This window comes from Heliomicrobium sulfidophilum, from assembly GCF_057715735.1.
This window is the reverse complement of sequence record NZ_JBVTZZ010000005.1, coordinates 50303-62739: the sequence shown is the minus strand read 5'-3', so window position 1 is coordinate 62739 and position 12437 is coordinate 50303. Positions and strand designations below refer to the sequence as shown.

At 58.3% G+C, this 12437-nt stretch carries 9 protein-coding genes and 1 riboswitch; of the genes, 7 read left to right on the top strand and 2 right to left on the bottom strand.

Annotated elements, in window-relative coordinates:
* Positions 1 to 160: 160 nt before the first annotated feature.
* The gene (nrdR, locus tag AC0CW1_RS06065) at positions 161 to 619 is read left to right on the top strand and encodes a transcriptional regulator NrdR (protein ID WP_488182188.1); all 459 of its coding nucleotides are present in this window, start codon (positions 161 to 163) and stop codon (positions 617 to 619) included.
* Positions 620 to 744: 125 nt separating this feature from the next.
* A complete protein-coding gene (gene nrdD, locus AC0CW1_RS06060; protein WP_488182187.1) occupies positions 745 to 4467 on the top strand; it encodes an anaerobic ribonucleoside-triphosphate reductase in 3723 nt (1240 codons plus the stop codon).
* Positions 4468 to 4560: 93 nt separating this feature from the next.
* Here the strand turns inward: nrdD and AC0CW1_RS06055 are convergent, their stop codons facing one another.
* Together AC0CW1_RS06055 and recQ are read right to left on the bottom strand one after the other, a co-directional pair.
* Positions 4561 to 5232, bottom strand: coding sequence for a DUF4397 domain-containing protein (locus AC0CW1_RS06055; protein WP_488182186.1), 672 nt, complete (start codon positions 5230 to 5232; stop codon positions 4561 to 4563).
* 95 nt (positions 5233 to 5327) lie between these two features.
* Positions 5328 to 7109, bottom strand: coding sequence for a DNA helicase RecQ (gene recQ / locus AC0CW1_RS06050; RefSeq protein WP_488182185.1), 1782 nt, complete (start codon positions 7107 to 7109; stop codon positions 5328 to 5330).
* Between the two features lie 268 nt (positions 7110 to 7377).
* On the opposite strand from recQ, the gene AC0CW1_RS06045 reads away from it, so the two are divergent.
* The 5 genes from AC0CW1_RS06045 (at position 7378) to bzaB (ending at position 12400) form a co-directional block, all read left to right on the top strand.
* Positions 7378 to 8157 (top strand): histidine phosphatase family protein, encoded by a 780-nt coding sequence (locus AC0CW1_RS06045; protein ID WP_488182184.1) that lies wholly within the window; start codon positions 7378 to 7380, stop codon positions 8155 to 8157.
* On the top strand, positions 8154 to 8564 hold the full coding sequence (crcB, locus tag AC0CW1_RS06040; RefSeq protein ID WP_488182183.1) for a fluoride efflux transporter CrcB: 411 nt from the start codon (positions 8154 to 8156) through the stop codon (positions 8562 to 8564). Before AC0CW1_RS06045 ends, crcB begins: the two co-directional genes overlap by 4 nt.
* Complete coding sequence (locus AC0CW1_RS06035; RefSeq protein WP_488182182.1) at positions 8561 to 8932, top strand: fluoride efflux transporter FluC; 372 nt, start codon at positions 8561 to 8563, stop codon at positions 8930 to 8932. The genes crcB and AC0CW1_RS06035 overlap by 4 nt, the downstream gene beginning before the upstream one ends.
* Before the next feature lie 99 nt (positions 8933 to 9031).
* Positions 9032 to 9203: riboswitch (cobalamin riboswitch) on the top strand.
* A 120-nt stretch (positions 9204 to 9323) separates the two neighbouring features.
* Complete coding sequence (gene thiC, locus AC0CW1_RS06030) at positions 9324 to 10718, top strand: phosphomethylpyrimidine synthase ThiC (protein ID WP_488182181.1); 1395 nt, start codon at positions 9324 to 9326, stop codon at positions 10716 to 10718.
* Positions 10719 to 11089: 371 nt separating this feature from the next.
* Entirely contained in the window at positions 11090 to 12400 is a 1311-nt protein-coding gene (gene bzaB / locus AC0CW1_RS06025; RefSeq protein ID WP_488182180.1) for a B12 lower ligand biosynthesis ThiC-like protein BzaB, read from the top strand.
* Positions 12401 to 12437 lie beyond the last annotated feature (37 nt).

Genomic DNA, 12437 nt, shown 5'->3' with positions numbered 1-12437 from the left:
CGCTCAAGCGCTGCTTTCGAAAGAAAAGACCTAAGGAATTATCTTGTCGAAAATAGGACCGATGCCCCAAAAATCTGGAAAAATATACCTTGACCATACATATCTAGGGGTTCTATAATAAAAATGCTCCTAGATCTAGTGTCGGACGGGAGGGTGGATCATGCGGTGTTGCTACTGTGGCCATGGCGAATCAAAGGTTTTGGAGACGCGCAGCGCCGAGGAAGGCCGGGTGATTCGCCGTCGCCGGGAATGCATGGAGTGCAACCGGCGCTTCACCACCCTGGAACGGATCGAGGAGACGCCGCTGATCGTGCGCAAAAAGGGCGGTTCCCTTGAAGCCTTTGATCGCAACAAACTCTTGTCGGGGCTGTTGAAAGCTTGTGAGAAGCGACCCATCCCCCTCGATACGCTGGAAGAACTGGTCACCACGGTGGAACGGGACCTGCGCAGCCACTACGACAGGGAGGTTCCCAGCCGGGAGATCGGGGAAATGCTGATGGCACGCCTGCGCAACATCGATGAGGTGGCCTATGTGCGTTTTGCCTCCGTTTACCGCCAGTTCACCGATGTAGGCCGGTTCCTGGAGGAACTGGAAGGGCTGTTGAAGCGAAAGACCTGATGGGCAGACATAAGGGACAGTCGCCGTCTCTTTTAATACTAATAACACTGTGTCAATAGGATTAAATCGGCGATTTCGATCTTACAAAGTTATGTTTCATGTGAGCTGTTGAGGAGGAATCGGAGTTGTTCAGCCAGATTCGCAAGCGTGACGGCCGTATCGTAGAGTTTCATGAATCGAAGATCACCGACGCCATTTTCCGCGCCGCCAAGGCCGTAGGCGGGGAAGACAAGCAGATGGCCATGGAGTTGACCCTTGCCGTGCTGAAGGCGCTCAAGGGACGCTACAACGGCAATGTCTTCTCTGTGGAAGATGTCCAGGACATGGTGGAGAAGGTGCTCATCGAGAGCGGCCATGCCCGGACAGCGAAAGCGTACATAATTTACCGCAGTTCGCGAACCCGCATTCGCGATGCCAAGTCTGACCTGATGGACGCTGTTCAGGAGATCCTCAAGGAGACCAACCGGGAAAACGCCAACGTTTCCAACAGCCCCTCAGCCAAGGTTCTCCAGATCTCCGAGATGGCCTCGGTCAACTACTACCTGAACCGGGTCATTCCCGAAGATGAAGCGTTGGCCCACCGCGAGGGCGATATCTATATCCACGACCTGGCCTGGTACGGAAAGACGCTGACCTGCCTGCAGATCCCCCTGGGCCGGTTGCTTTCCGAGGGCTTTGACAACGGCCACGGCCACATCCGCTCCCCCAAGAGCATCAAAACGGCGGCGGCGCTGGCGGCCATCATCCTTCAGTCAAACCAGAACGATATGCACGGCGGCCAGTCCTTCGCCTATTTTGACCGCGACATGGCGCCCTATGTCCAGGCCGAGTACGCTCGCCAGGAAAAAGACCTGCGCGCCGCCCTGTCGACGTTGGGGATGGAAGTGGACGAGGAGAAGCTGCAAGCGCTGGTCATGGAGCGCGTCGAGAACGAGACCTACCAGGCCATGGAAGGCTTCATCTACAACCTGAACACGATGCATTCTCTAAAAGCAGATGAGCGGATCTGGGTGTACGATCAGGTGGATAAGCAGTTCTTAACCGTCAGCATGGCTGATTTTCACAGCCTTTTTCAGCCGGGACGCTATATGGCCTTAAGTCTCAATTATCAAACAGGCCGGACCGAAATGAAAGAAATCACCGATTCCTGGCAGCATCCTAATGTCCATTCCTTGCTGGAAGTGGCGTTGGAAAGCGGTCAAAAGGTCTGCGTGACCGATAACCATTCCATGATGGCGTTGGACAAGGAAGGACGGGTGACGACTGCTCCCCCCCGCTGGCTGCAAGCCGGGCTGACACCGGCCCGCTGGCAGGTGACGCCGCAGGAGCACTGCTACGATCTCACAGCCTACCCTGTTTCTCGCAAGTATGCATTGCGTAACGTCTCTCTAGACGAGAACCTGGCATGGTTGATGGGGCTCTATGTGGCCGAAGGCTCGGCAGACGGTTCGACGGTTCATCTAGCCCTTTTTGATCGGGAATTGGAGCAGAAAGTCCAACGCGTCCTGACAGACATTTTTCCGCAGTTTTCAGTCCGCCTGCGAAGCGATGAGCAAGGCCGCCCCCGCGATTTGGCCTGCAGGGTCGGAAAGACGTTCGCCTCCTTTTTGGCCGACAAGTGCGGTCGAGGCGCGGAAAAGAAAAAAGTGCCAGCGGAGATTTTCTTCGCCCCGCCGTCCGTGGTCCAGGCTTTTCTGGATGGCTATTTGAGCGGAGACGGGACGGTTGGCCAGAACAGAATCGCTTGCAGCACCGTATCGCGGGAGCTTCGCGATGGACTGAATTTGCTGCTTACTCGTTTGGGGCTGCCGGCCTCTTTGTCCCGGCAGCAGGAGGTTCACACGAACTTTGCTCACGCTCTCCCGCAGCACCGTCTAGCCGTTGGAGGTTATTATGCGACGGCTTTGACAATTTCGGGGAATAAAAGGTCTGACCTGACCGATCTGTATCATGTTCGCAACGAACAGACGCCCTACGATTATGAGTACCTGCGGCCTTTGATCGCTGAGGTCTACGGGATTCGATGCCGCAACGCCGAGCATTACAGAATCAAACCCTTGTACATTGAAGAATTGATTTTTGACTTACGCAACCGTTTGATGAACGACGAAGAAAGGCTGTTGCTGCAAAAACTGGCTGATCGGCAGTTTTGGCAGCAAGAGATCAGAGACCTTTTGCCGACGATTGCCAGCAGCGAGCGATACCACTTGCAGCGATTGCTGGAACAAGACAAACTCCCTCGGATGTGCAAGTATTTGCCGGTATATTTGCCCTACACTGACATGCTGGAGCGTTTCATGCTGCCCCTCGATTTGGGGATGGGCAGTGAAGGTGGGCGGATCAACAACGACTGCCGCAGCCCCAAATTGGTCATGTGCTGGGCGAGCCAGGTGTTGCAGAAAAATGCCCAGATGGAGCGGTTGCTGGATAGTTTGGAAATTGCGCACAACCTTCTGCCGATTAGCGTGAAAAAAATCACCCCGCTCCCTCACGAGCCGTACGTATATGACATATCTGTTGCCGACAACGAGAACTTTTTGACGGCTGAGGGCATATTTGTTCACAACTCCCGCGCCGGCGCCCAGGTGCCTTTTTCGTCGATTAACTTCGGGACCGACACGTCCTGGCAGGGCCGGATGATCACCCGCACCTTCCTGCAAGCCTACGAAAAGGGTCTCGGCAAGGGCGAAGCGCCCATCTTCCCCAACGTCTGTTTTAAGATCAAAAAAGGGATCAACTACGAGGTCGGCGACCCGAACTATGACCTCTTCCAACTCTCCATGCAGGTGGCCTGCAAACGCCTCTTCCCCAACTTCGCCTTCCAGGATTCCTCCTTTAACCGCTCTTACAATGAACAGGGCGAAGAAGTGGCCTATATGGGCTGCCGCACCCGCGTCATGGGCAACATCAACGGCCCCGAAGTGACCGACGGCCGCGGCAACCTCTCCTTCACCAGCGTCAACTTGCCCCGCCTGGGCTTGCGCGCCGCCGGGAGTGTGGACGCCTTCTGGCAACTTCTCGACGAGACGATCGACCTGGTCATCAAGCAGTTGCTCACTCGCTACGATGTGCAGAAAAACCTGCGCGTCAGGGACTTCCCCTTTCTCATGGGCCAGCGTTTGTACCTGGACAGCGAGAAATTGGGCTGGAACGACCGGATCGAGCCCGTGATCAAACACGGCACCCTCTCTATGGGCTTCATCGGCCTAGCCGAGTGTCTTGTCGCCTTGACCGGCAAGCACCACGGCGAATCGCCGGCCGCCCAGGACCTGGGCCTCAAGATCGTCCGCCATATGCGCCACCGGATGGACGAGGCCTCCCGCGAGCATGGGCTGAACTTCTCCCTGCTGGCCACGCCGGCGGAAGGCCTTTCTGGCAAGTTTACGAAAAAGGACCGGGACAAATTCGGCCTCATCGAGGGCGTCAATGACCGGGACTGGTACACCAATTCCTTCCACGTCCCCGTCGAATACAAGATCAACGCCTTCGAGAAGATCGCCATCGAAGGCCCTTACCACCAGTACACCAACGCCGGTCACATCTCCTATGTGGAACTCCCGTCGGCGCCGCAGCATAACCTGCAAGCCTTTGAGGCCCTCGTCAAGGCCATGTATGAGGCGGATATGGGCTACGCCGCCGTCAACTTCCCCGTCGATATCTGCAAGTCTTGTGGTCTGAACGGCGTCATCGACAAAGATACGTGCCCGAAGTGCGGCAGTGACCGCATCTCCCGGGTGCGCCGCATCACGGGTTATCTTTCCACATTGGACCACTTCAACGACGCCAAAAAGGCCGAGGAGTCGAACCGGCGGGTTCACTACTATCCGAAGTCCGATTGCTGCCATTGATGTTTGGCAATTTCCCAAATAAGCGAAAAAGAAACGCCGAGACGATGCGTCTCGGCGTTTCTTTGACCAGAGGTGATAGATTATTCCTTTGCGTCAGAGTGGAAAACTGGTCAACGGCAGGTAGGTGTTGCCGTCAAGGGGGATGAGCGCCTGGAGCGGCGGACGGCCTCCAGCCAGGCCGATGGCGTAGACGGTCAGGAAGCGGTTGGGCAGCAGTCGCACATTGGGTACCGTCAGGACGACCTGGGTCGACCCGGCAGGGCGCACCTGCAGGGTGTAGGTGCCAGGCGGCACAGGGATGTAGTCGGTCACCTGGCGGAAGGAGACGTTCCGGAACAGCACGGTGCCGTTGGGTAAGGTGATGTCGACAGCAGGGGCGTCAGGAGACAGGTGGCCGAAGCGGATGTAGACCGTGTCGGGCCGGCGGGGCAACCGCGGGTCGGCGATGGGCAGGAGGCTGAGGTTGGGGAGGACGCCGACGGCGGCAGCCGTAAAGATCGAGCGATCGGGAATGTCGACGACAGTGCGGATGACCGGCGTCGTCCGGGTTCCTGTGGGGAAGACATCGATCCGGTAGCGACCGGCCAGTACGGGGAAGTACTGGGTAAACCGGCTGTAGGGGAGCCTCCGGATGATCAGGACATCATTGGCATAAATGTCGACAGGCGGCGCGTTGGGCGCGGCGTGGAGCACCCGCAGGTAGGCCCGGCCGTCGACAGACGCCGAGAACCCGTCATGAGCGGATTGAAACGGATCATCATACACGTTTATGTCACCCTTTCCACCGATATGCGCGCATTCTACACTTTAGGCTTATGCCGCTGCGGTGGGGAGGGTGAATCACTTTACGCGCCGGCTAGTTACCGGCTACACGTGCCCGCTGTGTGTCGGCGGATCTCCGCTAAAAAGGCATCGCCATACCGCTCCAGCTTCGTCTCGCCGACGCCGCTGATGGCGCGCAGGGCCACCCGGTCAAGGGGAAGCCGCTGCGACATCTCGCGGAGGGTGCTGTCGGGAAAGACAATGTAGGGCGGCACGCCGTCGCGGTCAGCGATGGCTTTGCGCAGGCGGCGGAGGTGCTCGAAGATATCGCTGTCGGCCTCCAGCCGGCTGGCGCGCTTGCGCACTTTCAGAAAGACTTTGTCACGGCCTTTCAAGACCGGGACGGCCTTTTCCAAGAGGCGCACGACGGGGAAGGCCCCCTCGGTGACAAAGAGGTACCCTTCAGCAGTCAGAATGTTGATCATGTCTGTGATTTCTTTGATCGTGTATTCCTTCATAATGCCGTAGGTGGAGAGGCGCTCGCAGCCGCTTTGGGCCACTTTTTTGCTTTTTGAGCCTTTGAGGACTTCGGCGATTAGGTTCATGCCGAAGCGCTCCTGCATGCGGACGATGCAGGAGAAGATTTTTTGAGCTTCCGTGGTGATGTCGACCGGTTCGGCGTCATCGGCGCAGGTGCTGCAGTTGCCGCAGCGATCGGGCGCTTCTTCGCCAAAATAATGGAGGATATGGCTGCGCAGGCAACGCGGTGTGTGGCAGTAATCGATCATGGACTGGAGCTTGCGGTGTTCCATTGTCTTGCGTTCCGGCGTAGCCGGGTTTTGTTCGATGAGAAATTTTTGGGTGTTGATGTCGCGGGCGCTGAAGAGCAGGATGCATTCGGCCGGCTCGCCGTCTCGTCCGGCTCGCCCCGCCTCTTGGTAGTACGATTCCATGTTCTTCGGCATGTTGTAGTGGATGACAAAGCGCACGTTCGACTTGTCGATGCCCATGCCGAAGGCGTTGGTGGCGACCATGATCCGGGTGTCGTCGTAGAGGAAGGCTTCCTGTGCGCGCTCCCGTTCCTGATCGGCCAAGCCGGCGTGGTACTTGCCGGCGCGAAAGCCTTTGCGCAGGAGGTATTCTTGGAGATTGTCCGCTTCACGGCGTGTGGCTGTATAGACGATGCCGGCCCGTTCCCGGTTCGCTTCCAGGTAGTGGGTGAGGAAGTCCTTCTTGTTCTCGCCCCGAATGACGCGGAAGGACAGGTTCGGACGGTCAAAACCGGTGGCAAAGAGCTGGGGCTGTTGTAAACCTAAGTGACGGATGATATCTTCGGTTACCGCTTCGGTGGCTGTGGCGGTAAAGGCGGCTACCCTGGGACGGCGGGGATAGTCGGAAACTAGGGAGGAAATGGTCAGGTAGCTGGGGCGGAAGTCGTGCCCCCACTGGGAAACGCAGTGGGCCTCATCGACGGCGATGAGTGAGACGGGTAGGCGTTGCAGCAGGTGGCGGAAATGAGGCGATTCCAACCGCTCCGGCGCCAGGTAGATCAGTTTAAACTCGCCCCGGTTCATCCGCTGGATGCGAAGGTCCGCTTCCTCACTGTCGAGAGAACTGTTGATGAAGGTGGCAGCGATGCCGAGGCTTTGCAGGTTGTCGACCTGGTCCTTCATCAGCGCGATCAGCGGCGAAATGACCACCGTCAGGCCAGGCAGGAGCAGCGCGGGGATCTGGTAGCAGATCGACTTGCCGCCGCCTGTCGGCATGATGCCTACCGTGTCGCGGCCGGTCAGCAGGCTTTCGATGATTTTTTCCTGGCCGGGCCGGAAGGCGGTATAGCCGAAGTGCCTGTTCAGCAGTGTCCGGGCCTGTTGCAGCATGTATGTCACTCCATATCGGTAATCGTCCCATGAAGGGAAAGTCGTCCTCTTTGATAAATCACAGCGGGAATGCTGTCCAATATTTCGACGTTGGATGCAAAGGCTCCTGCCTTCTGGAAATGAATAGGAGGCGAATGACTTGACGTTCCCTTCCCCCCATACTACACTAAAAGATATTTCCGAATCTAGGTCAAAAAGCGATGATGGAGATCCCTCCGTCTGCTTCGCAAAGGCCCGGGGTTTGGATGACAAAATGGAGTCGGTCAACATGCAGATTATCTTCGTCCGTCACGGGCAAACGGACGAAAACATCATACCGCTGGGCGCGCGTTTTACGATCAATACCTTTAACGCCATGATGGAAAGTTCTCCGTCGATGGTGCGGTTGAACGCGACGGGAATTCGTCAGGTTGAAGAGGTGTCCCGCCGTCTGAAGCCGGTCCCGATTGTGGTGGCCAGTCATTTTCAGCGCGCTCAGGAGACGGCAGCCATCCTGGCCCGGTCTTGGGACGCAGAAGTGGTGACCCTCGAAAGTCTTGGAGAGATTGTCCTGGCCAAATTTCCAGGAAGAGGTGAGCGTCGAGAGATTCCCTTTTGGATGCTCATCGCCATGACCGCCTGGCGGCACGCCTGGCCTTTCACCGCAGGGGAGGAGACGCTCTTCCAGGCCTTCCGGCGTGCCCGGAACGCTTGGACGCAACTGCTGGAACTGGCGACAGAGCGGGGACCGATCGTCGTCGTTTCCCACCAGGGCTTTCTCCGGATCTTGCTGTGGTACCTCCGGGTGAAGGGGGGATGTCGGGTGCGAAGAAAAGACCTGTCCAATGGCGGGATCTCCATCGTCGAGGTAGATGAGCAGGCTGGACGCGCAACCGGCGCTCAGACATACGATAGGGCAGTGGCGGGATTGACGCAGGCAAACCGTTTGCTCAAACCGCTGGAAGAGAAAGCGATAGATGAAGCTGCTGTAGCGGTAGAAGGCGTCTCCGTAATCGCTGCAAAAAAAGGTTCCTCTGATGTGGCTGTCCTGGCCAGGGAACTGCGATGACTGGTGTTGCGGTGGCTGTAGGCGGTTTTTTGGGCGCGTTGGCTCGCTTTTTTATGGGAACCTGGCTGGCGCCCTTTGCCGAGCAGACAGGGTTCCCCTGGGGCACTTTGACGATCAACTTGTTAGGCTCTTTCGTGCTGGCCTTTTTCTTGACCCTGGTCATGGAAATCGTAACGGTGAAACCGGCTGTTCGGATCGGTTTCTCGACAGGTTTTCTGGGCGCTTTTACGACCTTTTCTACCTTCGCCTTGGAGAGCTTGCGCCTGATCGAAGCAGGTCAAGCGCTATTGGCGGCAGCCTATGTGCTGTCCAGCCTTGTCCTGGGGATGATGATGACCGGCTTCGGGGTGCGTGGGGCCCTCATGTTGAAGGGGAGGCGCGCCACTGCGCTGGAGGTGGATCAATGACGGCGCTGGATCTGCTTTCGATCGGAGCCGGCGGCGCTTTAGGCGCTCTCGCCCGTTATGGCATCGGCCTCGCCGTGTCACAACGGTGCATCTTGGCCTATCCGCCAACTACTTTCTTTATCAATATCGCCGGGGCTTTTTTGCTTGGCTTGTCGGCGGCCCATACAGCCGGCGACCCTAGCGCCCATCTGACCGAAAAATATGCTTTTCAGATCGGCTTTTTAGGCGCCTTCACCACTTTTTCCACATTTACCTTGGAAGCCTACCGGCTGATCGAGGATGGTGAATGGTTTCGTTTCGGTCTTTATGTTGGGGGGAGCGCTGTCGTCGGGTTGATTGCCTGCGCGCTGGGGTATCATGCGATTTAATTTTGACAAGGCGCTCGTGTCCCAGAGAAATTTGTTTGAAACATCTATCTTTACAAGCAACCCCATAAGGATTAAGATAGTAAACGCAATCACGTAACTACATAGGTCGTGTTCACAGGTGCCCGCAAGGGAGAATAGGGAACCGGGTGTGAATCCCGGGCGGTCCCGCCGCTGTATGGGGGAGCCTGCTGCAAGATGCCACTTCGCAAGAGGGAAGGCGCAGCCGGCGAGGAACCCGAGCCAGAAGACCTGCCTGTGAACGGTCAAGGGTCTCTTTCCAGGCAAAGGAGACTCTTTGTGGGATGATGGCAAAGTCCCCAGATCTGCTATGGATCTGGGGACTTTTTTGTTTGCCGGGCAGTCGGTGACAGAAAAAAGGAGGCTGAACGGAGTGGAACTTACCCAGCGTGAAGCGGCCTTGCGGGGTGTGATCACACCCGCTATGGTCGAAGCGGCTGAGCGGGAGCAGATCGAGGCCGAGGTGGTCCGCCGAGGGCTGGCCGATGGAACGATCGTCTTGCCCTATAACCGCAGGAGGGCCGAAGGAAGGCAGGCTGTTGCTTTTGGCAAAGGGTTGCGCACTAAGATCAGCGCGTCCATCGGGCTTCCCCTCGATGGCGGATCAGAGTCGGAAGAGCGCAAGAAGTTAGAGGTTGTGCTGGAAGCGGGGGCCGACGCGGTGTTGGACCTGTCCATCGGTGCAGGTATCGACCGGGTGCGGGAACCGGATGCGCAACTGAGCGATTACCTGTCCCTTTTCCGCCGGCATGTGTTGTCGACCTCTACGAAACCGGTCGGCACCTTGCCCCAGTATGAGGTGTTTGCTTGCCGGCGCGGTGGGAAGCAAGGTGGAATCCTGGCAACCACCGTGGAGGAAATGTTTGAAGCGATGGAGCGTCATGCCGCCGAAGGCGTCGACTTCTTCGGGTTGCACTCGGCGATGACCTTGAAGGCGCTCGAACTGGCTCGCCGGCAGGGGCGCTTGACCCATATGGTCAGTTGGGCCGGCGCTTCGCTGGCCGGCTGGATGCTCCATCATGAGCGGGAAAACCCCTTTTACAGCCATTTTGATCGGGTGCTCGACATTTGCCGGCGCTATGATGTGACCCTCAGCCTGGCCGATGGGCTGAGACCCGGCTCCGGCCATGATTCCCTGGACCGGGCGCAGGTGCAGGAGATGGTGATCCTGGGCGAACAGGTCCGGGCAGCCCGAGACGCCGGCGTGCAGGTGATGGTCAAAGGCCCCGGCCATGCGCCCCTGCACCACTGCCGCACAACCGTGCAGTTACAGAAACAGCTCTGCGAGGGAGCACCCTACTTCATCTTCGGCCCCTTAGCCACCGACGCCGCCCCCGGTTATGACCACATCACCTGCGCCATCGGCGCCGCTCTAGCCGCCTCTGCCGGCGCCGATCTGATCTGCTACGTTACCCCGGCAGAACATGTCCGCTTCCCCACCGTGGAAGATGTCCGCACCGGCGTCATCGCCGCCCGCATCGCTGCCCATGCCGCCGACGTCGCCAAGGGGATCCCCGCCGCCGTCGAACGCGACGCCGCGCTCTCACGAGCCCGAGGAATGCAGAACCGGAAGGCAGAGCGGAAGTTGGCGCTTGATCCTGCCGCTCTAACGTCCACCGGCGGCGCAAGCGCGGCGGAGGACATGGTGATGGAGGAGGGCGTTGGAACGAATGACGCGGAAATAGAGTACATATGCCAAGCCTGCGGCGATGGCTGCTCCCGTCGTGTGCTGGCCGAGTATTTCGGCACTCCCGTAGAGTACTGTTAAGCGTAAAAGAGGCTCTTACATTAGAAGCTTAATCGAAAAAGGGATTGGAGATTTTTTAGAATCAGGTTTCTTATGTTTTAGAACAGTTTCACATAAAGGTAAGGACTGGGTGTATTGGCGCAGTGAGCGGTTTGGGCGGAGCGGCGTCGAGAGCGCAGGTTGCGGAGCGGAAAAGCGCGCCATGGTTAACATGCAGAAAAGCCCAGAGGTTTGGCGCGCCCGCGGAGCGACCAAGCGAACAGCCGCGAAGCCCTTAGCGAGCGGAGCCAATACACCCCGACTTACCGCAAATGTAACGTAACTTTTTTAAAACGTTACGCCTATGACAACAGCAGCCACTCCAAGCGAACATAACGAAGGAGGAACCCCCCATGACCAAACTGACCCAAGCCGAATCCGCCCGCAAAGGTATCATCACCCCCCAGATGGAGTACGTCGCCCAGCGCGAGAAGGTCTCCCCGGAAGCGATCCGCCGCGCCGTCGCCGAGGGAACCATGGTTATCCTGGCCAACAACAGCCGCCCCAACGTGGAGCCTGTCGCCGTCGGCAAGGGCATCCGCACGAAGGTCAACGCCTCAGTGGGCTCCTCGCCGGATCTGATGGAAAAAGAGGGCGAACTGGATAAACTGCGGGCTGCTGAGAAGGCTGGCGCCGACACGATCATGGACCTCTCCTCCGGCGGTGACATTGACGGCTTCCTGCGCCGCACCCTCGCCAGCACCTGCCTGCCTGTCGGCACGGTGCCATTGTACCAGGTCGCCAAAGAAGCCATCGAACGCTACGGCTCGGTGGTGGAGTTGTCAGAGGAAGATATCTTTGCAGCTATCGAAAAGCACGCCGAGGCTGGCGTCGATTTCATGGCCTTGCACTGCGCTTTGAACATGGATGTGATCGAACGGTTGCGACGCCAGGGCCGGGTGACCGACATCGTCTCCCGGGGAGGCGCCTTCATGACCGGCTGGATGCTCCATCATGGCAAGGAAAACCCGCTCTACGCCCGCTTCGACCGTGTGCTGGAGATCGCCAAACGCTTTGACATCACCCTCTCCATCGGTGATGCTATCCGCCCCGGCGCCATCGCCGACTCCCTCGACCGTGCCCAGATCCAGGGTTTGATTTTGGTGGGGGAATTAGTCCAACGAGCCTTGGAAGCCGGCGTCCAGGTGATGGTGGAAGGCCCCGGCCATGTACCGGCCCACCACGTCCAGACGACGATTCAGATGCAGAAACAACTCTGTCATCAGGTTCCCTACTTTGTCCTGGGCACCCTGGTGACAGACATTGCCGCCGGTTACGACCATATCTCCTCAGCCATCGGGGCGACAATGGCCACCATGGCGGGCGCCGACTTCATCTGTTATGTCACCCCAGCGGAACATCTTCGCTTGCCGACGGCGGAGGATGTCCACCAGGGCGTCATCGCCGCCCGCATTGCTACCCATGCCGGCGATATCGCCAAGGGAATCCCCGGCGCCGCCGAATGGGATTTGGAAATGTCCCGCGCCCGCAAGGCTCTCGACTGGCGCCGGCAGATCGAACTGTCGATCGACCCGGAACATGCGCGGCAGGTCCGTTCGGCCCGCAACGCCGATGACGCCCCGGCCTGTTCCATGTGCGGCGAACTCTGCGCCATGAAGGTGGTCAGCCAGTACCTGGGAAGCGACGCCGTTGAGGGATGTTAGAGGTTCTAAGGCGTCAGCGGCACGGTGACTAAGGCGA

Excerpts from the sequence above, each read along its gene's own strand:
- nrdR (WP_488182188.1), top strand. The coding sequence starts at position 161 with ATGCGGTGTTGCTACTGTGGCCATGGCGAATCAAAGGTTTTGGAGACG.
- crcB (WP_488182183.1), top strand. The coding sequence starts at position 8,154 with ATGACTGGTGTTGCGGTGGCTGTAGGCGGTTTTTTGGGCGCGTTGGCT.
- recQ (WP_488182185.1), bottom strand. The coding sequence starts at position 7,109 with ATGCTGCAACAGGCCCGGACACTGCTGAACAGGCACTTCGGCTATACC.
- AC0CW1_RS06045 (WP_488182184.1), top strand. The coding sequence starts at position 7,378 with ATGCAGATTATCTTCGTCCGTCACGGGCAAACGGACGAAAACATCATA.
- bzaB (WP_488182180.1), top strand. The coding sequence starts at position 11,090 with ATGACCAAACTGACCCAAGCCGAATCCGCCCGCAAAGGTATCATCACC.
- AC0CW1_RS06035 (WP_488182182.1), top strand. The coding sequence starts at position 8,561 with ATGACGGCGCTGGATCTGCTTTCGATCGGAGCCGGCGGCGCTTTAGGC.